The following is a 24,917-nucleotide window of genomic DNA, read 5'->3' on the forward strand; positions in this document are numbered from 1 at the left end:
GCGACGAACGCGACCACCTCTTCCACCTCGCCGACCGGCCCCTCCCCCCGGCCGCGTACGGCACGACCGCACACGTACAGCCCGGCCTCCTCGGCCTGCTGGACCAGCTCACCGCCACCCCCGCCCAGATCATCACCGACCTGCACGAGATCCTCGTCCAGAACCCCCTGGCCGTCGCCCTCGTCGGCCGCCCCCCGGCGCAGAGCGGACCCCGGGCGAGCCTGGTCTACCGCTGGTTCACCGCACTTTTGGCCCAGGCTGATGCGGACGAGGATCTGAACTGGGCCGTCTCGGTGGACTCCACCCTCGTGCGTGCTCACCACACGCGGCCGGGGCCCGCAAAAAGGGGCCCCGGCTGCTGAGCCTGACCACCATGCCATTGGCCGCTCCCGCGGCGGAATGACCACAAAGATCCACCTCGCTGCCGACGGCAACTGTCGGCCCCTGGCCTTCCACGTCACCGCCGGACAGGCCGGCGACGCTCCCGCCTTCACGAAGGTCATGTCACGCCTGCGCGTCCCCCGACCGCGAGGACGGCCCCGTACCAAGCCCGAGGTCGTGCTGGCCGACAAGGCGTACTCCTCCCGCGCGATCCGCGAGCACCTGCGCAGGCGCGGCATCCGCCCGGTGAACCGACGAAGACTACGAGCTGGCGATCTCTTGCCGGAGCTGGCGGGTGAAGCGGCGCAGGAGGTCCAACGTCTCCCGGAACTCGGCCCGGCGGTCGTCCCTGCCGTCGGTGGGCCGGGTGCTCCACACCCGACGCGTGAGAGCATTGGCGAGATCGACAGTGTCGCTGGCGCAGAGCAGGTAGAGAGCTGAGCGTGCTTCCTGCATCCGGTTCACCAATTCGTTGGCTCCAGGGCCGTCGTCACTCAGCTGTGATTCCTTCAGGTAGTCCAGTAGCTGAACTACGGCCGTGTTGAAGCCGATCCCGGCCTTGAGCTTCTGTTCGCGCAGCCACATGCGGTCCTGTCGGCGAGCGGTAAACCACGAACCGAACAGCACCCCTATGAGGCCGATAGCGGCCCCAATGGCCACGGACAGGATGTTCTCCACGGTCAGCCCCCCAACATCAGCGACGCCAGGCTACAGGGGCCCCCGGAGGCACCGCACTCGATAGGCGCGCTCGCATGCCAAGGGTTCGATGATCCGAACGAAATGACCTAGGTGACCGTGCTGGTCGCGGCAATCAACGAGTGGCTATGACAGGGCTGACGGTGTGCCTGCCAGGCGGCGCCAGCAAGTCGATCAGATCGTACGGACGCACGGCGACCAGGTGAGTTCCGGCCCGGACACCGGCGCGTGCGCCCCATTCGGCGTGCACGCCCTGCGACCCCGCCGCGTGGGCGCAGCCGAGGTCGACTTCGGCGTCGCCCACGTATGCGGTTGCCTCGGCCGGAACTCCGAGCCGCCGCTCGGCCAACAACAGCCCGTCCGGCGCCGGCTTGGGCCGGTCCACGTCATCGCCGGCGACGACCACCTCGAACCGCATGTCGATCCCGGCGGCAGCGAGCATGCTCGTGGCCGCTCGCCGCGTGGCCGCGGTGAACACGCCGAGCCGCAGGCCCGCGTCGGTGAGGTGGTCGAGCAGGGCCGGGATGCCGGGGAAGGGGCGCAGCTCGGCGATCGCCGGGTCCAGGTGCGCATGGAAGCGTTCGACCTCGGCGGGGCCGCATGCGCGGCCGAGAAAATGTGCCAGAACCAGCTCCGTGTGGCCGACATGCCAGCCGGCGACCACCTCATCCGGCGTGACCAGCGGGCCGCCGAGCGATTGAATCGCGTCGGCGTATGCCCGGGACACCGTGGGGACGCTGTCCAAGAGCGTCCCATCCATATCGAAGACGACTGCACGCATGGCTCAAGATCCTGACCACCTGGTCCCGTTCGACGCCAGGGCCACTTCGCGGACACTGGCTGCGTTCGACCGGTGCTGGGGCGCCGTGAGGTTGGGACTACGCCCCATCTATGTGGTCATAGCTGAGCGGCGTTACGCTGCCTGGTTCTCTTCCTTCGGGCGCCGGGCCTCCGCCAGGAGCGCGTCGAGCATGGCGAGGACCTGCTTGTCCTTGCCCTCGCTGGGCTTGAACACGGTGAAGTCCGCGAAGTCCACCGGGAGGCTGAGCTCCACCGCCGGCCGCACGCCGGTGACCTTCAGGTCTTCGAGGATCACCCGCAGGTGCCCGACCGCGCGCACGCCGCCCTCCATGCCGTAGCCGACGAAGCCGGCGGGCTTGCCGCTCCACTCGGCGGCGAGGTAGTCGATGGCGTTCTTGAGTACGCCGGGGATGGAGGAGTTGTACTCGGGCGTGACGAAGACGAAGGCGTCGAACGAGCCGATCTTCTCGGCCCACTTGAGTGTGTGCGAGTGGGCGTACTGGCCGTGGAGGGGCGGCATGTGCTCGTCGAAGTGCGGCAGGGCGTGGTCGGCGATGTCCACGATCTCGAAGATCGCTTTCTCGCGCCCCGCGGCGATGCCGCTGACCCAATCGGCTACGGTGCCGGCCTTGCGGCCGGGCCGGGTGGCGCCGACGATGATCCCGACCTTGACCGGGGTCTGCTCGGCCGATGAAGCCATGGTGATTCCGCCTCTCCGCAACTGATGCTGTTTACGGGTGAATGCCTGGTGCGGCCGGCCGTGCTCGCCTGTCGAGGGCGCTGCTCGGCGCCCGATCACTTCTCGGTGGCGTACTCTCCGACGCAGTCGAGCGGGGTCAGCGACGGGGGCTCCTCGCACATCGCGTCGAGTTCCGTCCGGTAGCGCTCGAAGGCGTCGAGGGTGCCGAGCACGCCCGGGCCGTTGGCCAGCTTCACGAAGGACACGAACGTGACCTCGTCCTCACGTTGGTACGTGTCGTACCGCAGGACATCCGGCCGGACCGACTCCAGCTCCGCGTAGACGGTCTGGAGCATCTCCTGATGCCGCTCCAGCGCATCGGCCCTGACCTTCCACCGGATCATCACGTGTTGCGCGGCCACTCTTCCTCCTCCAGCAGCTCATTTCAGAAGACACTCTGTCTTTCAGAAAACAGGCTGTCAAGTGAACTACGATGGGGCCATGGCCACCCGGAAGTACGAGCAGCGCTTGCGTGCGGAGACGGCACAGGCAACCCGGCGGCGCATCCTCGATGCGGTCTGCGAACAACTCCGCGAGGCGCCGGCGAAGCCGGTCAGCATCGACCGCATCGCCCAGGCGGCTCGGGTGGCGCGCCCCACCGTGTACCTGGTCTTCGGCTCCCGCTCCGGACTGTTCGACGCGGTCGGCGCGGACCTTCAGCAGCGCGGCGGATTCGAGTCGATGATGGAGATCGCGGACCACCCCGACGCCCGCCAAGGGCTACGCGGCTGCATCCAGGGCGTGGTCGAGATGTACGCCGCCCACCGGGACGTCCTACGTGCGCTGCACTCGATGGCGCTCCTGGACGCCGACGCGGTCGGTGGCGCGGTCCAGCGTTTGGAACAGGGCCGGGCCGCAGGCATGAGGCACCTCGCGGACCGCCTGGCCGAGCAGGGGCTGCTGCGCCCGGACAACACCGCGGAGCGGGCCGCCGACGTGCTCTGGCTGCTCACCGGCTTTGACAGCTTCGACCTGCTTTACACCGGTCGGAACGCGCCGGTCGGGCAGGTCGTCGACACCCTTCTGGCGACCGCCGAGCGCACCCTGTGTGCGTGAGTGAAGTGCCTCGTCTCGCCGGCCACCGCGGAGGCTACGCATGCGGAAGCCCCCGGTGTCGGGGGGAGACACCGGGGGCGGTTCAAGGGGCGAGCGGCGGGTTACGCGGCTGATTCGAAGCCCGTGTCGCGGGCCAGCTTCTTCAGTTCGACCAGCGCGTGCTTCTCGATCTGCCTGATCCGCTCGCGGGTCAGGCCGTGCTGCTTGCCGACCTCGGTCAGCGTGCGCTCGCGGCCGTCCTCGATGCCGTACCGCGCCTTGATGATCGACGCGGTGCGCGGCTCCAGCCGGCCGATGAGGTCTTCCAGCTCCTCGCGGCGCATCATCACCAGCACCGAGTCCTCCGGCGAGTCCGCGCCGGTGTCCTCCAGCAGGTCGCCGAACTGGGTCTCGCCCTCGTCGTCCACCGACATGTTGAGGCTGACCGGGTCGCGGGCCCAGTCGAGGACGTCCGTCACGCGCTCCGGCGTCGAGCCCAGCTCGGCGGCGACCTCGGCGGGCTCCGGCTCGCGGCCGTGCTCGCGGTTGAACTCCCGCTGTACGCGCCGGATCCGGCCCAGCTCCTCGACGAGGTGGACGGGCAGCCGGATCGTGCGCGACTGGTCGGCGATGGAGCGGGTGATGGCCTGGCGGATCCACCACGTCGCGTACGTGGAGAACTTGAAGCCCTTCTTGTAGTCGAACTTCTCGACGGCGCGCACCAGACCGGCGTTCCCCTCCTGGATCAGGTCGAGGAGCGGCAGCCCGCTGCGCGGGTAGCGGCGGGCGACGGCGACGACCAGCCGGAGGTTCGAGCGAATGAAGAGGTCCTTGGCGCGCTCGCCCTGGGCCACGATCGCTTCGAGTTCCTCCCGGGTCGCCGACGCGCTCGGCGCGTCCACCGCCTCGGGCTTCGCCTCGCCGGCGAGCAGCTTCTCGGCGTAGACGCCGGCCTCGATGTCCAGGGAGAGCTCGACTTCCTTCGCGGCGTCGAGCAGCGGCGTCCGCGCGATCTCGTCAAGGTACATCCCGACGAGGTCACGGTCGGCGATCTCGCCGCTCCTGGCGCGAGCGCCGCGAGCGCTGCTTGCCCCGCCGGCCGGGGTCTCGGCCTGGCGGCGGGCGACGGCACGGGTTGCCATGCGTGCTCCCTTGCGAGTGAGTTCCTACTGGTGGTCCGACACCTACCGGGTGCCCGTTCCACCCTGTCCAACGACGGGAATCAGGACAGAATTCCCCTCGGGTACACCGATTTCCGTGATCTTGCAGTACCCTGCCCGCCTGCAGCTGGCCTCCGGCGGCTCGTACGGGCCGGAGAGGCCCAGGTCAGGCCCGGTGGCCGCAGAGCCGCGCCGCCCTGCGCCGATGCCGGCGGCCAAGGTTCCGTGAGATGCCCACCACATCCGGCATCGAGACCTTCCCCCCTGGTCGGGGCCGTCCTGGCCCGCCTTCCCCTTGTGAGGACGGCGCGCGCGGCCTTCTGGTTGCTCAGGCGGCCGGAAAGAGCGGGTCGGCCGCCTCGGCCCGGAGAGGTACGAGGCGCCCCTGCAGACCTACGCGGGCCTACCGGGGACCTAGGTCCCGCGCCCGTTACGGACCGGGCGGCGGCGGTCGTAGCGTCGCCCGCATGGATACGAGCCGTGAGGACGCACGTACGGAGACCGGCCCGGGTGGCAGCACCCGCGGCGACGACACGAGCGGAGTGCTCGACGAGGCACTGGAGCGGCTGCACGCCGCCGGCCCCGAGAGGCGGGGCTGGTTGACCAACCACGGGCCGATGGCCGTCGAGGCCCTGGTGCACGGCGACCGGGCCGCGACCGTGCACCGCTGGCTGGACCACTATCGCGACAAGCTGGAGGACATGCCGCCGGAGGCCCGGCCCATCGACCCCGCCGGCTGGCGCGAGGCGCTCGGCGATCCGGCGCGGCTCGGCGACTGGCCGGCGTACTTCGCCCGCGAACTCGACGCCCGCCCGTGGCGCGAGGTGCTGGCCGAGTGGTGGCCGCGGCTGCTGCCGGGCCTGGCCGGCGCCGCCACGCACACGGTGATCCGCGCGGGCCACGCCGTACGCACCCTGCAAGAGGCCGAGGCCGCCGGCCGGGCCCTCACCGCGCCCCGCGTCGCCGAGCTGGCGCACGCCCTGGGCTACTGGGCCGCCCGCTACGCCCGCCTGCCCAGCGCCCCCGTCCCCGCCGGCACCGCCGCTCCGGACGCCGCGCTGGCCGCCGTCCCCGCGGTGCCCGCGCAGTCCGGCGGCATCCGCGAGCGGCTGGCGCAGCTGACGCCGGAGTCGACGCCCGGCTGGCCGGCGGCGGTGAGCGCCCTGGTCCCGGCGCGTACGCCGGAGGAGGCCCGCGAGGCGCTGGCCGGGCTGGTACGGGCCGCGGTCCACCGCTATGCGGAGTACGGGCATGGCGAGCCGGTGATGCTGGTGCACGCGGCGACCGCCCCGAACGCCGTGCTCCGCGCCCTGCCCGCGCTCCCCCGCGAGCTGTGGGTGCCCAGCTACGGGGCCGCGTGGGCGGCGAGCGCCGCCGTCACCGCCGCGTACGGGCCGGCCGGCCCGCTGCCGCCGGAGTGCATCCCCGCGCCGCCGGCCGGGGATCCGGCGGCAGCCGCGGAGGAGCTGCTGACCCGGGCGGCGGCGCACGGGGACGAGCACACGATCAAGTTCGTCGACACCGCGCTGGACGTCGGCGACGACATCGCGCGCGTGGCCGCGCTGCAGTCGGTCGCGCTCATCGAGCCGAAGTTCTGAAGCTCCCCGCCCCGGCGCCCCAGCTTCTCGCCCCGGCGCCCCGGCGCCCCGGCGCCCCGAAGGGAGTGGCCGAGCGCGGGTATGGTTGATTGAAGTCTAAACTTCACCGGGACCAGAAGGCGGCGACCCACCATGCCCACCATGCCCGCGCTCTACCTCTCCCACGGCGCCCCACCGCTCGCCGACGACCCCGTCTGGCCCGCCGAGCTGGCCGCGTGGGCCGCCGCTCTGCCCCGCCCCCGCGCGATCCTCGTGGTCTCCGCGCACTGGGAGGAGGCCCCGCTCGCCCTCGGCGCCACCGCCACCGTCCCGCTGGTCTACGACTTCCGGGGCTTCCCCGAGCACTACTACCGCGTCCGCTACCCCGCCCCCGGCGCCCCCGAGCTGGCCGAATCCGTACGCAAGCTGCTGCGCACCCCCGGCGACGGCGTGCAGGACTTCCCCGACCGCGGCCTCGACCACGGCGCGTACGTGCCGCTGGTGGAGATGTTCCCGGACGCCGACATCCCCGTGCTGCAGGTGTCCATGCCCACGCTCGACCCCGGGCGGCTGCTCGCGCTCGGCCGCAGGCTCGCGCCGCTGCGCGCGGAGGGCGTGCTGATCGTCGGCAGCGGCTTCTTCACCCACAACCTCGCCGCGCTGCGTTACGTCGGCGACGGCCCGCCGGCGTGGTCCGCGGAGTTCGACGCCTGGGGCCGGGAGGCGCTGGCGGCGCAGGACGTGGACGCGCTGCTGGACTTCGCGCGCAAGTCGCCCGCCGGCCGGCTGGCCCATCCCCGTACCGAGCACTTCGCCCCGCTGTTCGTCACCCTGGGCGCCGCCGAGGACGACCTGCCCACCCAGCGCAGCGTCATCGACGGCTTCTGGATGGGGCTCGCGAAGCGCTCCCTCCAACTCGGCTGAGTCTCATACAAGTCTCGTACGACAAGCACGGCAAAGGCCCCTTTCCGTCCCCCCGAGGGACGGAAAGGGGCCTTCGCTCAGCCCTGAACTCGCCTTTGAGTCAGCGCGTCCGCGCGGTCAGTGGACCATTACCGGAGCCTGCACCTTGTCCTCCACGCCCTTGCCGTCGCCGCCGGCGGCGGCCTCGTGCCCGGACTGGGCCTTGGTGGTGACGAGGCTGTACGCGAGGGCCGCGGAGATCACCAGGATGCCGACCGCCCACCAGATGGCGGTGGAGTAGCCCTGCACGGCCGCGGAGTTCGCGAAGCCCTCGCGGCCCAGAGTGCGGGCCTCGCTGGCGTGCGAGGAGATCCAGTCGGTCGTGGCGCTGGCCGCGATCGTGTTCAGCAGCGCGGTGCCGATGGCGCCGCCCACCTGCTGCGAGGTGTTGATCATCGCCGAGGCGACGCCGGAGTCGCGCGGCTCCACCCCGTAGGTGGCCAGGGACATGGCCGGCATGAACGCCGTGCCGAGGCCGAGGCCCAGCAGGATGAGGCCGGGCAGGACGACCGTGGTGTACGAGCTGCCGGGCTCCATCTGGGCCAGGATCAGCATGCCGAGCGCACCCACGAGGAAGCCGGGTGCGAGCAGCAGCCGCGGCTGCACGCGGGTCATCAGCCGGGCGCCTATCTGCGTCGAGCCGGTGATCATGCCCGCGATCATCGGAAGGAAGGCGACACCGGTCTTGACCGGGCTGTAGCCCTTCACGATCTGCAGGTAGTAGGTGAGGAACAGGAAGACGCCGAACATCGCGATGACCGCGAGGCCGAGCGACAGGTAGACACCGCCGCGGTTGCGCTCCAGCAGGACGCGCAGCGGCAGCAGCGGGTTCTTGACCTTCGACTCCACCGCCACGAACGTGGCCAGCAGCACCACGGACGCGACGAACATGACCACCGTCACGGTGTCGGTCCAGCTGTGCGACTCGGCCCGGGTGAAGCCGTACACCAGCGCCACCAGTCCGGTGGTCGCCAGCAGCACGCCCGGGATGTCGAGCGAGGAGCGGTTCCTGGTGCCCTTGGGCTCGTGGATGACGGCCATCGCGCCGAGGACGGCGACGGCGGCGAACGGGATGTTCACGAAGAACGTCCAGCGCCAGTCCAGGTAGTCGGTCAGCACGCCGCCGAGGATGAGCCCGACGGCGCCGCCACCACCGGCGATGGCACCGTAGATGCCGAACGCCTTGGCCCGCTCCTTGCCCTCGGTGAAGAGGACGGCGAGCAGGGACAGCGCGGCGGGCGCGAGCAGCGCGCCGAAGACGCCCTGGAGGGCGCGGGCGCCGAACATCATGGCCTGGCCGGTCGCGGCACCGCCGAGCGCGGAGGCGGCGGCGAAGCCGATGAGGCCGGTGATGAAGGTGCGCTTGCGGCCCCAGAGGTCGGCTATGCGACCGCCGAAGAGCAGCAGGCCACCGAAGGCGAGCGCGTAGGCCGTGATGACCCACTGGCGGTTGCCGTCGGAGATGCCGAGGTCCTCCTGCGCGGAGGGCAGCGCGATGTTCACGATGGTCGCGTCGAGCACGACCATCAGCTGGGCGACAGCGATGAACGCGAGGGCTTTCCAGCGCCTCGGATCAGGCTGAAGTGCCGTTTCTGGCATGGGGGTACCCACCATTCGAGTTCAGGGTTTGATCACTAAGAAATCGGTACGAATCGCCACGGAGGGCGTGGAACGTGGAAGACGAGTCCTGATGATCAGAACAGACTCATCGCGCGCGGATCACCTCATTTACGTGCCCCTCTGCCGCAGAGCCTCGAACGTGGCCGCACTGCCGGACAGCGTTGACCTGGCCGGATTCATCAGCCCGTCGACGAACAGCTCCAGGTGCCGGTGCACGAACGTGTCGAACCCCACACCGCACGCCAGACCCGGAAGCGGCCTGGTGAGCTGGGCGAGCGCGACCATCAGGTCGCCGACGCCGACGTCGTCGCGGAGCGTGCCGTCGGCGCGGGCCCGCGCCATCAGGTTCTCCAGCGAAGTGTCGAGCCGGTCGCGGGTGGCGGCCACCTCGGGCGCCGTCGCGTCGAAGCCGTCGGCGAGCAGCGGGCACAGCGCCCCGATCCGCTCGTCGGCGCCCCGGTGCACGAAGCGCCGCAGCGCCTCGAACGGTTCGGCGTCGTCGGTGAGCGCGGCCTCCGCCAGGCTCGTGATGCGGCGCATGGACTCCAGGGTCACCTCGACGATCAGCTCGCGGCGGTCGGCGAAGTTCCGGTAGACCGTCGCGTTGCCGACGCCGGCGCGGCGGGCGATCTCGTCGAGCGGGACGTCGGGGCCCCACTCGACGAACGCCTCCCGGGCGGCGTCGATGATCCGTTCGCGGTTGCGGGAAGCATCGGCACGCAGTCGCGGCTGACGTTGCCGCTGTCGCTGCGCGGGGAGCGTGGCGCCCTTGCCCGTGCCCATGGTTGCCTCCCTGGTGGCTTCCGGGGATTCGCTCCCCGTTTCGTTCGGACACCTGGCTAAACGGGGAGGCACTCCCCGCTATTTCCCGGGCCTGCTGTGATCTGCGCCACGCGGGTGCCGGGCCGCGGGCCGGGCGCGCTCGGACCCACCGGCACCGATAACTTGGGCACGTACCGTCTTTCGCTCCAGACTCGGAGGCTGACCGCAATGGCAACCACCCGCACCGCGAAGACCCACTGGGAGGGGAACCTGCTTGAGGGCAAGGGGACCGTCGCCCTGGAGTCCTCCCAGATCGGCACGTACGACGTGAGCTGGCCGGCCCGCTCCGCGGAGCCCGGCGGCAAGACCAGCCCCGAGGAGCTGATCGCGGCGGCCCACTCGGCGTGCTACTCGATGGCCTTCTCGCACGGCCTGGCGGGCAAGGGCCACACGGTCGAGGCCCTCGACACCAGCGCCGACGTCACGTTCCAGCCCGGCGAGGGCATCACCGGCATCGTGCTGACGGTGCAGGCGAAGGTGCCGGGGCTGTCCGAGGAGGACTTCCAGGCCGCCGCCGCGGACGCCAAGGCGAACTGCCCGGTGAGCAAGGCGCTGGCGGGCGTCGAGAACATCACGCTCAACGCCACGCTGCTGCCCTGAGCGGACCGCGTACGCACAACAACAACACCACCACCGCCCGTCCCGGCCAGACCGGTGACGGGCGGTGGCGCGTCCGGGCGTACGGGCCGGGCAGTGGCCCGGTCACGTCACGTCACGCCGCCCGGTCAGGTGGTGCCCGGGTCCGGCGAGGTGGAGTCGTCGGGGCACGGGGACTCGCCGGGGTCGCTCGGGCTGGGCGACGGCGAGTCGCCCGGGTCGGCGGAGCAACTGTCGCTCGGGTCCGGGTCACCGGGGTCGCCCGTGCCGCCGGGGTCGCCGCCGGGGTCACCGGTGCCGCCCGGGTCGCCGGTGCCGCCGGTGTCGGCCGGGTCGCTCGGGCCCGGGCCGGGGCTCGGGTCGCCGCCGCCGGAGTCGCCGCCGCCCGTACCGCCGGGATCGCCCGTACCGCCGTCGGAACCGTCGGAGCCGCCCGAGCCACCCGAGCCACCGGAGTCGGAATCACCCGGGTCCCCCGAGCCGCCGCCCGGCGTGCTCGGCCGCGGACCCACCTCGATGCCGCCGCCCGGCTCACCCGGCGACTTGCGGCTGCCCTTCGGCGGCACCGAACCGCGGTTGCCGGCACCGGGACTGGCCGGCAGCACGCCGGCGCCGTCGGGTACGGCGTGCACGCCGGAACGGTAGAAACCCAGCCAGGCCAGCACCGTGTTCAGGTAGTCCCGGGAGTAGTTGTAACTGAGGATCGCCCGGTCCAGATCGGCCCGCACCCGCAGATCCCGCGCCCCCGCGCACAGGTAGTGTCCGGCCGCCAGCGTCGCGTCGTAGACGTTGTTCGGGTCGGACCGCCCGTCGCCGTTGCCGTCCGCGGCCCAGCCCGCCCAGGTCGACGGGATGAACTGCATGGGCCCGACGGCCCGGTCGTAGCCCGTGTCGCCGTCGTACCGGCCGCCGTCGGTGTCGGAGATGTTCGCGAAGCCGTCGCCGTTGAGCACCGGGCCGAGGATCGGGGTGACGGTGGTGCCTTGCGCGTCCACCGCGCCGCCCCGCGCGTGGCCGGATTCCACCTTGCCGATGGCGGCGAGGAGTTCCCACTCAAGCCCGCAGCCGGGGTCGCTGCCCGCGAGACGCCGCTCCGCCTGCCGGTACGCGGCCAGCACGGTCGCCGGCACGCCCGACTGCTGCTCGATCACGGCGGGCGGCGTCGGCTGCGCGCCGACGGTCGGGTCCATGCCCTGCAGCGGCGGGATCTCGGTGTGGTACTGGCCGTCTCCCGGCGTGCCGGGCGGCAGTACGGACCCGGTGTCAAGCCGGTCCGCCACGCCGCCGTCCGACGCCCGGCCGTCCTCGCCGCCCGGGGCCTGCGACGCGGTGAGCGCGACCATCGCCGCCGCGGCGAGCGCCGCCGTCGCCGCGCTGTGGCGCAACCTGTCGAGTGAAGCCATGAATGAACCTTCCCTCCCGGCGGCCGGGTTGCGGTGCTTGGTCGTCGTGTCGTCAGCCGAAGGTGTCGATGTTCGAGATCCGCCACCTGTCGCCGTCCCTGACCGCGTCCACGGCGAGCATGGCGGCGCCGTACGACGTCTCGTCGGTGTCGGTACGGGTGTTGCGCTGGTCGGCGAAGACCAGCACGCGGGCCGCGCCGTCGTCGGCCAGTTCCACCGCCGAGTCGGTAACGGTGGTGGTGAGGACGAGCTTCTGTTCCGGCGCCTGCGTGCGGACGTCCCCGAGCATCTGCCGGTGCTGCTCGACGGCTTCGCCGGTCAGGTACGTACGGGCCGCCTTCTCGTTCTCGCCGAGGTCGGTGTAGTCGACGGAGAACACCGCCTCCACGGCCTCCCCGGCGCCGCCCTTGACCTCGCTGGTCAGCGCCGCGTCCACGAGCGCCGCGTTCTCCGCGGCCGGGTCGTCGCCCCCGCTCGCCCGCACGGCCGCGAAGGCGGCGAAGCAGCCGAGCAGCACGGCGGCGGCGCCGAGCGCGGCGACAAGCCGCCCGCCGCGCCGCGCGGTTGCGGCCCCGGAGCCGCGCTCCCGTGCGCCGGTACGCTCCGTCCGGCGGCGCGGCCGGCGGGACGGGGCCGGGCTCTGCTTCCCGGTGCCGTCCGCGGGCCGGGGAGCCGCGGGCCGCGGCCGGGTCCTGGCCCGTACGGCGGCCGGGGCCTGCCGGCGGCCCGCGGCCGGGGACTCCTCGGCGGGGGGTGCGGTGCGGCGGCGCCGGTTGATCAGGTGGCGGGTGGTCGACATCTGTGCGGTCCTCTCCGGAAGTTCACTGTCCGGCTTGGCCGGCCTGACCCGACCCCGAGCCCGTGCCCGTGCCCTCGCCCGCGTCCCCGCCCGCGGAGTCACCCGCCGGCGCCTGCCCGAGGGCGCTGAGCTTCCAGCCGTCGCCGGTCCTGGTCACCTCGCCGAGCATCCGGCTCGCCTTGGCCTGCGGCTTCTCCCCGGGCGCGGCGACCGTGATGCGGACGGCGACCAGCACGTCGGCCCGCCCGGCCCGCTCGTCCAGCTCGGTCAGCGCCGCCGACAGCACCTCGGCCGTGGTCACCGTCTCCGCCTTGCGCACCTCCTTCTCGAACCCCTCGCGCCCCTGCCGCAGCTGGGCGAGGAGTTCGCCGGTGGCGGACGCCTCCCACCGGTCCAGGCCCGCGTCCACCTCGCGGTGGTCGAGGGTGTTGAGGTTCGTCACGGTCTGCCGGGCGGCGGCCAGCGCGTCGTCCCGGGCGGCGGCGAAGTCCGCGGCGTCGTCGTGCGCGGCGGCGTACCAGGAGGTCCCGGCCCACGCCGCGAGCACCGCCGCCAGCGCGGTCGCCACGAGGGCCATCGCCAGCAGGGGGTTCTTCCTCAAGCTCACGTCGGTCCGCCCTTTCGCTAGCGGGACTTCAGATCGGTGATGCGCCAGCGCCCGTCCTGCCGCTCCGCGGTCACGGACAGCTGCGCGCCGACGCTCGTCGGGTCCTCGCCCCTGCGCTCGGTGACCTGGTCGAGCAGGACGAGCAACGCGGCGTCGTCGCCTTCGAGCCGGATCACTCCGGCGCGTACGACGTGGGTCGTCAGCGTCAGCTCCTGGGAGACGACGCGCTGCTCGATCCGGCCGAAGAGCTGCCGGTACTGCTCGCGGGCGCGGCCGGCGAGGAGTTCGTCGGCGTCCCGGGCGGTGACGCCGGGGTCCTCGGGCGCGTACGAGAACACCTTGCTGAGCGCGTTGCTGACGTCGCCGGCGACGGCGGCGGTGCCGGCGGCGTCGGTGAGCGCCCGGTTGGCCAGCGCGTCGTCGCCGTTCAGCCGGGCGGCCTGGACGAGTAGTCCCGCACCGGCGAGGAGCAGCAGCACCAGCCCCGCGACGCCGCCGACCCGCCAGCGGCGCCGGGCCGGGGAGGGCACGGGATCCGCGGGATCCGCGGGTCTTGCGGGGCCGGCGGGTTTCGCAGGGTCGGCGGGTTTGGCGGGTTTCGCCGACCCAGCCGACCCAGCCGACTCGGCCGACCCCGCCGATGCCGCCGCCGGCTCCACCGGATCCTTCGGTCCCGCCGGCTCCGCCGAGTCCACCGATGCCGCCGCCGGCTCCACGGGCTCCTTCGGTCCCGCCGGCTCCCCCGGCTCCCCCGGCTCCCCCGGCTCCCCCGAGTCCACCGCCTCCACCGGCTCCGCCGCCTCCCGCTCCCGCTCGCGCCTGCGCGCGGGGGCGGGGGCGGCGACCCCGGCTCTGCTGTCCCGGCTCATGTCCCGCTCCCCTCCACGGTGATCGCGGTGAGCGACGCGATCTTCCAGCCGTCCCCCGTCCGCTCCAGGCCCGCCTCGAACCGCTTGCGGTCGGTGCCCGCCCCGGCGTCCCCGCCGCGCGTCTCCACCCGCAGCGTGGCCAGCGCCTTCGCCGTACCCGCGCGCATGTCCAGCTCCGTGACGGCGGCCTCCGTGACCGTGGCGCGGGCCGTGACCCCGGACCGCTCGAACGCGTCCGCGCTCGCGGCCCGCGACCGGCGCAGGTCCTCGTGGAGCGGCCCCGTGGTGGCGTCCAGCCAGCGCGCCAGGCCGGCGTCCGGATCGGCGGCGTCGATGCTGTTGAGCGTCCCCACGTGGGCCTGCGCGGCGGCGAGCACGCGGTCGCGCTCGCGGCCGAAGTCCAGGTCGTCGCGGGTCGCGGCGGCGGCGTAGCGCCAGGCGGAGAAGCCCGCGAAGGCGAGGACCAGAGCGGCGGCGAGCACGACGGCGAACGTCTGCCGCCGCGGCGCCTTCGGGACGTACGGCGACCGCGCGCTCATCGTGCCTCCTCCAGGCCGAGCAGCCCGGCCATGTCGCGCGGCCCGTCGCCGACCGACGGAAGTCCCAGCGCGCCAGGTAGGGCACCGGGCGCCGTGCGGGTGCCGGGCCGGTCGTCCGCGAGGCCGGATCCCGGCCGGGCGGGCTCCGGCACTCCGCCGCCGCCCGGGGAGTGCGCGGAGCCGCGGACGTTCACGCCGCTGGACGCCGGGGCGGTGCAGCGGGCGGCGGTGTTGAAGCCGGCCGGACTGGTCTTCAGCCCGTTGCGGTACGCCGTGGATCCGTACCCCCGGGTGCAGGGCAGCGGGTCGAAGAAGCTCAGCGCCAGGCCGAAGCGCGCGCCGTCCGAGGTGATGGCGGTGGAGCCGGCGGCGGCCACCTGCGGCAGCTGCACGAGCAGCTGCTCCAGGCCGTCCTGCCGGGTGACCGCGACGTCCGAGGTGGTGAGCAGGTTCGCCAGCAGGACGCTCAGGCTCGGGTCGAGGTCCCGGAGCAGCCCGGTGACCTGGTTCGCCGCGCCCGGCCCGGCCTCGATGACGCGGCGCAGGTCGCCGTCGGAGCGCTCCAGTTGCGCGGTCAGCTCCTCGGCGCCGTCCGCGAACTCCTTCAGCGCCTCACCGGACTCGTTCTGCGTGCGCAGCACGGTCTCGCCGTCGATCATCAGCCGGGTGCTGTACGGGAGCGCCTCGTCGGCGGCGCGGACGAACTCACTGCCGGTGTCGAGGAGTCGCCGCAGGTTCTCGCCCTGCCCGGCGAAGGCGTCGCCGAGTTCGTCGACGACGGTACGCAGCTCGCCGGTGTCCACGGCGGTGGCGAAGGAGTCGACGCTGGTGAGGAGGTTGGTGACGGGCGCGGGCGTCGCGGTGTGCTGGCGGCCGATGACGGCGCCGTCCGCCAGGTACGGGCCGGAGTCGTCGGCGGGCTTGAGGTCGATGTACTGCTCGCCGACGGCGGAGTAGTTGGCGACCTCGGCGGACAGGTCGGCGGGGATCGGCGGGGCCGAGTCGCGTATGCGCAGCTCGGCCTCGACGCCGGTGCCGGTCAGCTCGATCGGCCCGACGCGCCCGACGGACACCCCCCGGTAGGTGACCTCCGCGTGGGTGAACAGGCCGCCGGTCTCGGCGAGTTCGACGCGCACCGTGTAGTAGTCGCGCATGCCGACGTACCGTCCGAGGTCGGCGTAGCGTACGCCGACGTACCCGATGACCAGCACCGCCACGATGGCGAACACGATGTTCTTGACGATGACGGACCTGGTGATCACCGGCTCTCACCCCCGGACGTCTCGCCGCCGGGCGCCGTGGGCGCCACCGACGGCAGCGGCAGGGCGGCGGTCCCGCCCGGGTCGCCGGAGTGGGGCATCGGGTCCTCGGTGATCGGCGGGATGATCTCCGTACCGCGGGGGGCGGTCACCGCCAGGTAGATGTTGAGGTAGTCGCCCTTCACGCCGTTCAGCACCTCGTCGGTGAAGGGGTACGTGAACAGCACCTCCAGCGACACGGGCAGCGCCTGCCCGGCGTCGGCGAGGTTCTTCAGCACCGGGCCGAGCGCCCTGAGGTCGGCGATCATGTCCTCCTTGCTCGCGTCGACGGTCCCGACCGCGACATCGGAGAGCCGGTCGAGGGAGCGCAGCATGGTGACCAGCGCGCCGCGCTGCTCCTCCAGCACCTTCATGCCGGGGCTGAGGTCTTCGAGCACGGTCCCGATCGCGGTCTTGCGGGTGGCGAGGGTGGCGGACAGCCGGTTGACGCTGTCGAGCGCGTCGGTGATGCCTTCCTTGTTGTCGTCGAGGCTGGTCATCAGGGTGTCTACGCGCCGCAGCACCGAGCGGATCTCCGGCTCGTTGCCGTCCAGCGCCTTGTTGAGTTCCCGGCTGATGGTGCGCAGCTGCTCGATACCGCCGCCGTTGAGGAGCATGGACAGAGCGCCGAAGACCTCCTCGACCTCCGGGTTGCGGTTGGTGCGCGCCAGCGGGATGTCGGGCCGCTGCCCGCCGGAGCCGGGGAGGACGGCCGCGGTCACGTCCCCGGGGGCGGTGCCGAGGCCGGCCGCCGGCTGCGCGTCGACCCGCTTCTCGTCGGGCGGGGCGAGCAGTTGGACGTACTTCTCGCCCAGCAGGCTCGACTGCTCGATACGGGCGTACGCGCCGGCCGGCAGCCGCACGTCGCCGTTGACCTTCATGGTGACCATCGCCGTCCATCCGTCGTCGGCGACCTCGATGTCGGTGACCCGGCCGACGGCCACGTCGTTGACCCGTACCGCGGACTGCGGCACGAGGCTCAGCACGTCCTCGAACTCGGCGGTGACCTCGTACGGATGGTCGCCGAGGTCGGCGCCGCCGGGCAGCGGCAGATCCTGGATGCCGGTGAACTCGACGTCGGCGCTCTCGTAGACGCTCATCAGCGCGAACGGCGAGGCGAGGACGAGCGCGGCGGCGGCGAGCCCCACGACCGGCTTGACGTGCCACCTCATCGGCCGCCTCCCTGCTCCGGCGTTCCGTAGACGTCGCCGACGGCCGGCAGCGGCAGCCCGGGCAGCTCTGCGCGCCGCTCCGGCGCCGCCGGCACCAGCCCTTCGGTGCCGGTGCCGGCGTTCGCGGCGTCGGCGTCCGGGGTGCCGCCCAAGCTCAGCTCGTTGAGGTTGCCGCGGCCGTCGATGGTGCGCTTGCCGGGGTTGTACGCGCGCAGCAGGTTGTCCGTCGCGAGCGGCGCGGCGTCCAGCGCCTCGGCGAGCGAGGCCCGGTTGTCCACGAGCGTGCGGGTGAGCGAGGCCAGCTTGCCGACGTTGTCCTTGATGCGGCCGCGGTTGTCCTCGATGAACCCCTGCACCTTGCCGAGTGCCGCGCCCAGCTCCTTGAGCGCCGCGGCCAGTTCGTCCTTGTCCTCGGCGAGGAAGGCGCCGACGTCGGCGAGCTGCCGCTCGGCGTCGCGCACCTGCTTGTCGTTCCGCTTCAGCATCGAGGTGAAGGACTGCAGGTTCCCGATCGTGCCGAAGAGGTCGTCGCTGCGGCCGGAGAGCGTCTGGGTGGCGTCGCCGAACTGATCGATGCTGTCGCCGATCTCCTTGCCGTTGCCCTTCAGGTTGCGGGCGCCGGTTTCGAGCAGCTCGCTCAGCTCCCCCTCGGCGTTGGCGCCGTCGGGGCCGAGGGCGTCGCTGAGGTCGGTGAGGGAGGCGTACAGCTCGTCGATCTCCACGGGGGTGGCGGTCCGTTCGACGGGGATCTCGTCGCCGTCCGCCAGCTCGGGCCCGCCGGTGTAGGCCGGGCTGAGCTGCACGTAGCGGCCGGAGACCACGCTCGGCGCGATGACCGCCGCCCGGGCGTCGGCGGGCGCCTGGACGTCGTGGTCGAGGGTCAGCTCGACCCGCACCCGGTCGCCCTCGGGCTCGACGGAGTCCACGGTGCCCACCTTCACGCCCAGGATCTTGAGGTCAGAGCCGCTGTACAGGCCGACCCCGGAGTCGAAGTACGCGGTGACCGCCTTGCCTTCGGGGCCCGTGAGCGCCCGTACGCCCCAGGTGCCCGCCGCCGCCAGCACGGCCGCGGCCACCAGCAGCGCGACCGGCCTCGCGCCCCGCAGGCGGCGGGCGGCGGCGCGCATCCGCCGGGCCGCTGCCGGGCCGGGCCGGGTCCTCCTCGTGCTCATGAGCGGCCCCCCTTCGGCTTGGGCGGCTTGCACCCGGCGTCCGGCACGACGTCCGGCGCGTACTCCCTGGGCACCAGCCCGCACAGGTAGCTGTCGAACCACCGCCCGTTGCCGAGGGTGTTGCCGACCAGGCGGTAGTACGGACCGGCCGTGGCCAGCGCCTTGTCGAGGTTCTTCTCGTTGTCCCGGAGCACGTCGGTGATCCGGTCGAGGGCGTCGAGCGTCGGGCCGAGCTGCTTCTCGTTGTCCTCCACCAGCCCGTCGAGTTCCTTCGCCAGGTCGCGGGTGCCGGTGAACAGGGCGTGGATCGCGTCGCGCCGCGCGCGTACCTCGGCGAGCAGGTCGTTGCCGTCCTTCAGCAGCGTCTCGAAGGTCTCGTTCTGGTTCTTCAGCGTCTTGGTGATCTCGTTGCTGCCGGAGAGCAGCCGGGCCAGCTCCGCGTCCCGGGAGGAGATCGTCCGCGACAGGGCCGACAGGCCCGTCGCCGCCTTGCGCACGTCCGGCGGGGTGTTCTCGAACGTCTCCGACAGCACCTGGAAGCTCTCGGAGAGCGCCTCGGTGTCCAGCTCGCCGACGGTCGAGGACAGGTCCTGGAACGCCTGCGTGACGTCGTACGGGGCGGTGGTGCGGCCGACCGGGATGGGCCGGTCGGCGTCCTGCGGGGCGTCGCCTAGGGGGTCGACCGCCAGGTACTTCTCGCCGAGCAGCGTCTCGATGGCGATGGCGGCGGTGGACCGGTCGCCGATCCAGGCGTCCCGTACGGTGAAGTCCACCGCGACCCGGTCCCCGTCGAGTCCGACGTCCGTGACCTCGCCCACCTTCACGCCCGCGACCCTGACCTCGTCGCCGGAGCGCAGCCCCGCCGACTCCGAGAAGTGGGCGGTGTACGAGGTGCCGCCGCCGACGCCGGGCAGCGCCTCGGCGCGGTACGCCGCGAACCCGCCCACGGCGAGGACCAGCAGTCCCACCAGCGCCACCGCGACGGGGTTGCGTTCGCGTACGGGCTTCAGCCCCGGCAGTCTCATCGCTCGCACCTCGGCTGGGTCACGGAGATCCCGGTCGGCGGCTCGCTGCCGTCGGACGTGCGCACGCCGGCCACCTTCGCCTCGCAGAGGTAGAGGTTGAACCACGACCCGTACGAGGCCAGCCGCCCCAGCGTGGCCATCTTCACCGGCGTCTGCTCAAGGAAGTCCGCCACCAGCGGGGCGTTGTCGGCCAGCCGCTCCGAGACCCGGCCGAGCTGGCGGATGTCCTCCTTCAGCGGGGCGCGGCCGTCGCGTACGAGGCCGGCGGTGCTGGTCGTCAGATCGCCCATGGCGTCGACGGCGCGGAAGAGCGGCTTCTTGTCGTCGGCGAAGCCGGACACCAGGTCCTGGAGGGTGACCAGCAGGTCGTTGAAGTCCTGTTCGCGGGTGTTGACGGTCTCCACCACCTCCGTGAGGTTGTCGATGACCTCGCCGATCACCTTGTCCTTCGCGGCCAGGGTGGTGGTCAGCGAGCCGACCGTCTCGACGAGGCTGTCGACCGTTGCGCCCTCGCCCTGCAGCACCTGGACGATCTCGTTCGCGAGCTTGTTGGTGTCCCACGGCGACAGCCCCTGGAACAGCGGCTGGAAGCCGTTGAAGAGCTGGGTGAGGTCGAGCGCGGGGCGGGTGCGCGCCAGCGGGATCGTGCCGCCGGGCGCGAGCGTCTCGCCCACCGGGCCCTCGCCCTGCTCCAGGTCGATGTAGCGCTGGCCGACCATGTTGAGGTACTTGACCGAGGCGCCCACGGAGGCGGGCAGCTCGCGCCCTTCGCGTACGGTGAACTCCACCTGCGCGTACCGCCGTCCGCTCAGCTCGATGGACTCGACCTCGCCGACCTTCACGCCCGCGACGCGCACGCTGTCGCCCTCGACCAGGCCGGTGACGTCGGTGAACCGGGCCCGGTAGGCGTCGGTGGGGCCGACGCCGGTGTTGGCGATGGAGAACGCGAGCGCGGTGGTGGCGAGCGCGGTGACCGCGATGAAGACGAGGGACTTGATCAGGGGCCCGGCGAGGCTTCTTCTGTTCACTTCAGGCGCACCTCCGTCCCGCGGAAGACGGGTCCGGCGAGCACGCTGGACCAGTCGGGCAGGTCGGCCGGCGGGCTCTTCGTGCCGGCCGCGAGGAGTTCGTTGACGAGCTGGTTCTCCGCCGGCGAGTTGGGCAGCCCGAGGCCGTCGTCGTCGGTGGCGAGGGTCTTCGCGGACCGCGGCTCACCGGCCGCGGCGCCGCCGCGGGCGGGTGCGCCGGTGTACGGGACGCCGTAGCACTCGGGGCCGCCGCCGGCGTCGAAGCGCGGGGTGTCCCGGCCGGGTACGTACTTGCCGCGCTCGGGCAGCACCTCGACGTCCACGTGCAGGCCGGGCCGGTCGGTGCCCTTGCCGAGCGCCTTGTCCATGACGGGGACGAAGCCGGCGAGGGTACGGAGCGTGCAGGGGAACGACGGCGCGTACTCGGCGAGCTTCTCCACCGTGGGGCGGCTGTCGGCGGACAGCCGGATGATGTTCTCCCGGTTCTGCCGCAGGAAGGTGCCGAGGTCCTGTGCCGTGACCGTCGTCGTGCCGTACAGGGTGCCGAGGTCCGCGCGCTTCTCGGCGATGGTGCCGCTCGTCGTCGTCGCGTCCCGCAGCGCGCCGATCAGGTCGGGGGCGGCGTCCGCGTACAGGTGGCCGAACTCGACGAGTTCGCGGATGTCGCGGTTGAGCGTCGGCAGGTGCGGGTTGAGCTTTTTCAGGTGCGCGTCCAGCTCGACGAGGGTGTCGCCGAGCTTCGCGCCGCGGCCGTCGAGGGCGTCGGCCATCGCGGTGAGGGTGGCGGACAGCTTGTCCGGCTTCACGGCGGTGAGCAGCGGCAGCACGTTGTCGAGCACCTGCTCCAGCTCGATGGCGTTCTCGCTGCGGTCCTGCGGGATGACGCTGCCCTCTGCGAGGGTGCCGGGCGCCGGGTCGGCGGACGGGACGAGGGAGACGAACCGCTCGCCGAACAGCGTGGTGGGCAGCATCCGGGCGGAGACGTCCGCGGGTATCCGGTCCAGCTCCCCGGGTTTGAGGGCGAGCGTCAGCCTCGCGGTCCGCCCGCCGTCCTCGGCGGATATCTCCCGCACCTCGCCGACGACGACGCCGCGCATCTTCACCTCGGCGTACGGGTGCATCTCGTTGCCGACGCTGCCGGTCTCGACCGTGACGGTCGCGGTGTCGGTGAACTCCTTGTGGTAGACGGCCACCGACAGCCACGCCAGCAGGGCCAGCACGAGCAGGAAGACCAGCCCCGCGAACCTGCGTCCCGTGGTGTGCGCCGGGCCGCTCATCCGGACACCTTCACCGTGGTCGTGGTGCCCCAGATCGCCAGGCTGAGGAAGAAGTCGGTGACGGCGATCAGCACGATCGCGGTACGCACCGAGCGCCCCACGGCGACGCCGACGCCGGCGGGGCCGCCGGTGGCGCGGAAGCCGTAGTAGCAGTGCGCGAGGATCACCATCACGCTGAAGATCAGCACTTTCATGAACGACAGGAGCACGTCGGTCGGGGAGAGGAAGAGGTTGAAGTAGTGGTCGTACGTGCCGGCGGCCTGGTCGTTGTAGAAGACCGTCACGGCGCGCGAGGCGAGGTAGGAGCTGAGCAGCCCGATCCCGTAGAGCGGGATGATGGCCACGACCCCGGCGAGGATGCGCGTGGTGACGAGGTACGGCATGGAGCGCACGCCCATGCCCTCCAGCGCGTCCACCTCCTCGTTGATCCGCATCGCGCCGAGCTGGGCGGTGAAGCCGGCGCCGACCGTGGCGGACAGCGCGAGGCCGGCGACGAGCGGCGCGATCTCGCGGGTGTTGAAGTACGCGGAGACGAAGCCGGTGAAGGCGGCGGTGCCGATCTGGTTGAGGGCCGCGTAGCCCTGGAGGCCGACGACCGTGCCGGTGAACAGGGTCATCGCGAACATCACGCCGATGGTGCCGCCGATGACGCCGAGGCCGCCGCTGCCGAAGGCGACCTCGGCGAGCAGCCGCTGCACCTCCTTGAGGTAGCGGCGGGCGGCGCGCGGCGCCCACAGCAGCGCGCGTACGTAGAAGATGAGCTGGTCGCCGGCCTGGTCGAGCCAGGCGAACGGGCGGTCCAGGAGCCGGAAGGGCCTGGGGCGCCCGCGCCCGCGCTCCTCCCCTGCCGTGTCGTCCTTCCGCTCCCGCTGCACCAGGGCCATCGCTCAGCCTCCCTTCGGGGGGACGACCTGAAGGTAGATCGACGTCAGGACGGTGTTGACGAAGAACAGCAGCAGGAAGGTGATGACGACGGACTGGTTGACCGCATCGCCCACGCCCTTCGGGCCGCCGCGGGGGTTGAGGCCGCGGTAGGCGGCGACGATGCCGGCGATGAAGCCGAAGATCAGCGCCTTGATCTCGCTGATGTAGAGGTCGGGGAGCTGCGCGAGGGCGGAGAAGCTGGCGAGGTACGCGCCCGGGGTGCCGCCCTGCATGATGACGTTGAAGAAGTAGCCGCCGAGCGTCCCGACGACCGAGACCAGGCCGTTGAGGAGGACCGCCACGCCCATCGTGGCCAGCACCCGGGGCACCACGAGCCGCTGGACGGGCGAGACGCCCATGACCTCCATCGCGTCCAGCTCCTCGCGGATCTTCCGGGAGCCGAGGTCGGCGCAGATCGCCGAGCCGCCGGCGCCGGAGATCAGCAGCGCCACGATGAGCGGCGACGCCTGCTGGATGACGGCGAGGACGCTGGCGCCGCCGGTGAAGGACTGCGCGCCGAACTGCTGGGTGAGCGAGCCGACCTGAAGGGCGATCACGGCGCCGAAGGGGATCGACACCAGGGCCGCGGGCAGGATCGTCACGCTGGCGACGAACCAGAACTGCTCGACGAACTCGCGTAGCTGGAACGGCCGCTTGAAGGTCAGCCGGGCGACGGAGAGCGCCAGCGCGAAGAGCTTCCCGGTCTCGCGCAGCGCGCCGGCGCCGGGCACGGACCAGGCGGGGCGCGGCTCCGCGCGCTCGCCGGCCTCCGCCGCACCGTCGGGGCCCGGGACCGGTTGCGGGTCCGGTTCCGGCGGTTCCGTCGGCGGTGGCGGCGGCAGGACCGCGGTCATGACCGCTCCTCCGGTACGGCCGGCGTGGTCAGCGTCCGCGCCTCCGCGACCGACGTGCCGATGCCCGCCACGATCGCGTTGCGCGCGGCGGTCGGCAGCCGCGCCAGCATGCCGAGCACCCGCTCCCGGTGGCGGTCCACCGCCTGCCGCGGCGGCATCCCCGGCGACGGTTCGAGCTGCGGCACGATCTCGCGCACGCCGTTGCGGGCGGCCGAGGCGTCGAAGCCCTCGGCCGCCAGGGTCGCCGCGTCCTTCTCCTCCGACATGCCGATGGGGCCGAGCCGGCTGCCGCTGAGGAACTGGGAGACCACCGGCTCCTCGCTGGTGAGCAGCACCTCGCGGGGGCCGAAGGTGACGAGGTTGCGGCGGAAGAGCATCCCGATGTTGTCGGGGACGGTGGAGGCGATGTCGATGTTGTGGGTGACGATGAGCATCGTCGCGTCGATCTGCGCGTTGACGTCGATGAGCAGCTGCGAGATGAACGCCGTACGCACCGGGTCCAGACCGGAGTCCGGCTCGTCGCACAGCACGATCTCCGGGTCGAGGACGAGCGCGCGGGCCAGCCCCGCCCGCTTGCGCATGCCGCCGGATATCTCGCCGGGGAGCTTGCCCTCGGCGCCGCCGAGGCCGACCAGGTCCATCCGCTCCATGACGATGCGGCGGATCTCGGACTCCTTCTTGCGGGTGTGCTCGCGCAGCGGGAAGGCGACGTTGTCGAAGAGGCTCATCGAGCCGAAGAGCGCGCCGTCCTGGAACATCAGCCCGAACTTCTTGCGGGCCTCGAAGACGTCGCGCTCCCGGCTGTTCACCATGTCGACGCCGTCGACGAGCACCTGCCCCTCCTCGGGCTTGAGCAGGCCGATGAGCGACTTGAGGAACACGGTCTTGCCGGTGCCGGACGGGCCCAGCAGCACGCTGACCTCGCCGGCCGGCAGCGTCAGCGTCACGTCCCGCCAGATGTTCTGGCGGCCGAAGGACTTCGTCAGGCCGTCGACGACCACTTCGATTCCCATCACAGCCCCCTGGCGGGTGTACGGCGCCGGGCGTGTACACCCCGGCCGGTCCCGTCAACTCCGGTGCGGGCACAGCACAGCACAGCCGACGGCCGCGGGCGCCGGTCGCAGAAGACGACTGGCAACGCGTGACAATCCCGGCCGGCGGCCTTGTCTCCGAGTGAGCAAAGAACGCCGCCGGGCCGGGCCCGGGTGGTGCGCGACGCGTGTTCTGCCGGGCACATGCGTGCATCACTCCATGAGGGGTCCTGCAGCAGCCGGTGCGGCCTCTGCGCCTACGAGATCCGCGCTGCGGCGGACACGACTTCTGCGGTGCGGCCTTGCTGGGGGACGGGCTGCACGAGCACCTGCGGAGGGAGACGCTACGCACGGGTAACCGGGGAATCAATAGCCGTGGCAGGGAAAGTCACCGGCTCCTTACCAGCGGGTATTTTCTTGTCGCCCGCTGAGCAGTCCGGCGCCCCGTTTTATCAACGGATGACAACATCCCGGCCAGCCCGGCCGTTGCTCACCCGGCAACACATCGGCCGGGTCCTAATTCTCACC

At 72.3% G+C, this 24,917-nt stretch carries 25 protein-coding genes and 1 pseudogene; 5 read left to right on the plus strand and 21 right to left on the minus strand.

Translation table 11 applies throughout. The features are described from left to right. A pseudogene (locus T328_RS26900) lies at positions 1-642 on the plus strand (IS5 family transposase); the annotation flags it as partial. Here the strand turns inward: T328_RS26900 and T328_RS26905 are convergent. The 4 genes from T328_RS26905 to T328_RS26920 form a co-directional block, all read right to left on the minus strand. Next, complete coding sequence (locus tag T328_RS26905) at positions 643-1,059, minus strand: hypothetical protein (protein ID WP_496498769.1); 417 nt, start codon at positions 1,057-1,059, stop codon at positions 643-645. It lies immediately after the preceding pseudogene. Between the two features lie 133 nt (positions 1,060-1,192). Further along, complete coding sequence (locus T328_RS26910) at positions 1,193-1,858, minus strand: HAD family hydrolase (RefSeq protein WP_496498770.1); 666 nt, start codon at positions 1,856-1,858, stop codon at positions 1,193-1,195. Between the two features lie 132 nt (positions 1,859-1,990). Further along, a complete protein-coding gene (locus T328_RS26915) occupies positions 1,991-2,578 on the minus strand; it encodes an NADPH-dependent FMN reductase (protein ID WP_496498771.1) in 588 nt (195 codons plus the stop codon). Between the two features lie 95 nt (positions 2,579-2,673). Continuing rightward, on the minus strand, positions 2,674-2,979 hold the full coding sequence (locus T328_RS26920) for a hypothetical protein (protein ID WP_496498772.1): 306 nt from the start codon (positions 2,977-2,979) through the stop codon (positions 2,674-2,676). A 79-nt stretch (positions 2,980-3,058) separates the two neighbouring features. On the opposite strand from T328_RS26920, the gene T328_RS26925 reads away from it, so the two are divergent. Further along, positions 3,059-3,673, plus strand: coding sequence for a TetR/AcrR family transcriptional regulator (locus T328_RS26925; RefSeq protein WP_496498773.1), 615 nt, complete (start codon positions 3,059-3,061; stop codon positions 3,671-3,673). 101 nt (positions 3,674-3,774) lie between these two features. Here T328_RS26925 and T328_RS26930 read toward each other — a convergent pair whose 3' ends face one another. Beyond that, positions 3,775-4,794 carry a sigma-70 family RNA polymerase sigma factor gene (locus tag T328_RS26930; protein ID WP_496498774.1) on the minus strand — a complete coding sequence of 340 codons (1,020 nt, stop codon included), beginning with the start codon at positions 4,792-4,794 and terminating at the stop codon, positions 3,775-3,777. Between the two features lie 485 nt (positions 4,795-5,279). Here T328_RS26930 and T328_RS26935 point away from each other — a divergent pair, with 485 nt between their 5' ends. Beyond that, positions 5,280-6,410 (plus strand): questin oxidase family protein, encoded by a 1,131-nt coding sequence (locus T328_RS26935; protein WP_496498775.1) that lies wholly within the window; start codon positions 5,280-5,282, stop codon positions 6,408-6,410. A 132-nt stretch (positions 6,411-6,542) separates the two neighbouring features. Further along, complete coding sequence (locus T328_RS26940) at positions 6,543-7,313, plus strand: dioxygenase family protein (protein WP_496498776.1); 771 nt, start codon at positions 6,543-6,545, stop codon at positions 7,311-7,313. Between the two features lie 117 nt (positions 7,314-7,430). Here T328_RS26940 and T328_RS26945 read toward each other — a convergent pair whose 3' ends face one another. Beyond that, positions 7,431-8,951: an MFS transporter gene (locus tag T328_RS26945; protein WP_496498777.1), complete on the minus strand. Its 1,521-nt coding sequence runs from the start codon at positions 8,949-8,951 to the stop codon at positions 7,431-7,433. 129 nt (positions 8,952-9,080) lie between these two features. Continuing rightward, positions 9,081-9,755, minus strand: coding sequence for a TetR/AcrR family transcriptional regulator (locus tag T328_RS26950; protein WP_496498778.1), 675 nt, complete (start codon positions 9,753-9,755; stop codon positions 9,081-9,083). Positions 9,756-9,962: 207 nt separating this feature from the next. Here T328_RS26950 and T328_RS26955 point away from each other — a divergent pair, with 207 nt between their 5' ends. Then, positions 9,963-10,394: an OsmC family peroxiredoxin gene (locus tag T328_RS26955; protein ID WP_496498779.1), complete on the plus strand. Its 432-nt coding sequence runs from the start codon at positions 9,963-9,965 to the stop codon at positions 10,392-10,394. 125 nt (positions 10,395-10,519) lie between these two features. On the opposite strand, the gene T328_RS26960 is transcribed toward T328_RS26955, so the two are convergent. From T328_RS26960 to T328_RS27025, 14 genes are all read right to left on the minus strand, one after another. Beyond that, positions 10,520-11,794 (minus strand): lytic transglycosylase domain-containing protein, encoded by a 1,275-nt coding sequence (locus tag T328_RS26960; protein WP_496498780.1) that lies wholly within the window; start codon positions 11,792-11,794, stop codon positions 10,520-10,522. Between the two features lie 52 nt (positions 11,795-11,846). Continuing rightward, entirely contained in the window at positions 11,847-12,593 is a 747-nt protein-coding gene (locus T328_RS26965; RefSeq protein WP_496498781.1) for a hypothetical protein, read from the minus strand. A 22-nt stretch (positions 12,594-12,615) separates the two neighbouring features. Further along, positions 12,616-13,200, minus strand: a complete 585-nt coding sequence (locus tag T328_RS26970) for an Rv1363c family protein (RefSeq protein ID WP_496498782.1) — start codon at positions 13,198-13,200, stop codon at positions 12,616-12,618. Between the two features lie 17 nt (positions 13,201-13,217). Continuing rightward, positions 13,218-14,069: a hypothetical protein gene (locus T328_RS26975; RefSeq protein WP_496498783.1), complete on the minus strand. Its 852-nt coding sequence runs from the start codon at positions 14,067-14,069 to the stop codon at positions 13,218-13,220. Beyond that, positions 14,066-14,608 (minus strand): Rv1363c family protein, encoded by a 543-nt coding sequence (locus T328_RS26980; protein ID WP_496498784.1) that lies wholly within the window; start codon positions 14,606-14,608, stop codon positions 14,066-14,068. Before T328_RS26980 ends, T328_RS26975 begins: the two co-directional genes overlap by 4 nt. After that, entirely contained in the window at positions 14,605-15,870 is a 1,266-nt protein-coding gene (locus T328_RS26985; protein ID WP_496498785.1) for an MCE family protein, read from the minus strand. Before T328_RS26985 ends, T328_RS26980 begins: the two co-directional genes overlap by 4 nt. After that, a complete protein-coding gene (locus T328_RS26990) occupies positions 15,867-17,078 on the minus strand; it encodes an MlaD family protein (protein WP_496498786.1) in 1,212 nt (403 codons plus the stop codon). Before T328_RS26990 ends, T328_RS26985 begins: the two co-directional genes overlap by 4 nt. Next, positions 17,075-18,250 carry an MCE family protein gene (locus T328_RS26995; RefSeq protein WP_496498787.1) on the minus strand — a complete coding sequence of 392 codons (1,176 nt, stop codon included), beginning with the start codon at positions 18,248-18,250 and terminating at the stop codon, positions 17,075-17,077. Before T328_RS26995 ends, T328_RS26990 begins: the two co-directional genes overlap by 4 nt. Continuing rightward, positions 18,247-19,275, minus strand: a complete 1,029-nt coding sequence (locus tag T328_RS27000) for an MCE family protein (protein WP_496498788.1) — start codon at positions 19,273-19,275, stop codon at positions 18,247-18,249. The genes T328_RS26995 and T328_RS27000 overlap by 4 nt, the downstream gene beginning before the upstream one ends. Beyond that, positions 19,272-20,303, minus strand: coding sequence for an MCE family protein (locus T328_RS27005; protein ID WP_496498789.1), 1,032 nt, complete (start codon positions 20,301-20,303; stop codon positions 19,272-19,274). The genes T328_RS27000 and T328_RS27005 overlap by 4 nt, the downstream gene beginning before the upstream one ends. Then, a complete protein-coding gene (locus T328_RS27010; protein WP_496498790.1) occupies positions 20,300-21,580 on the minus strand; it encodes an MCE family protein in 1,281 nt (426 codons plus the stop codon). Before T328_RS27010 ends, T328_RS27005 begins: the two co-directional genes overlap by 4 nt. After that, on the minus strand, positions 21,577-22,383 hold the full coding sequence (locus T328_RS27015) for an MlaE family ABC transporter permease (protein WP_496498889.1): 807 nt from the start codon (positions 22,381-22,383) through the stop codon (positions 21,577-21,579). Before T328_RS27015 ends, T328_RS27010 begins: the two co-directional genes overlap by 4 nt. An 84-nt stretch (positions 22,384-22,467) precedes the next feature. Further along, positions 22,468-23,358: an MlaE family ABC transporter permease gene (locus T328_RS27020; protein WP_496498791.1), complete on the minus strand. Its 891-nt coding sequence runs from the start codon at positions 23,356-23,358 to the stop codon at positions 22,468-22,470. Further along, positions 23,355-24,371 (minus strand): ABC transporter ATP-binding protein, encoded by a 1,017-nt coding sequence (locus tag T328_RS27025; protein ID WP_496498792.1) that lies wholly within the window; start codon positions 24,369-24,371, stop codon positions 23,355-23,357. The genes T328_RS27020 and T328_RS27025 overlap by 4 nt, the downstream gene beginning before the upstream one ends. Positions 24,372-24,917: the final 546 nt, after the last annotated feature.

It is taken from the genome of Streptomyces sp. CNX435 (assembly GCF_059570575.1).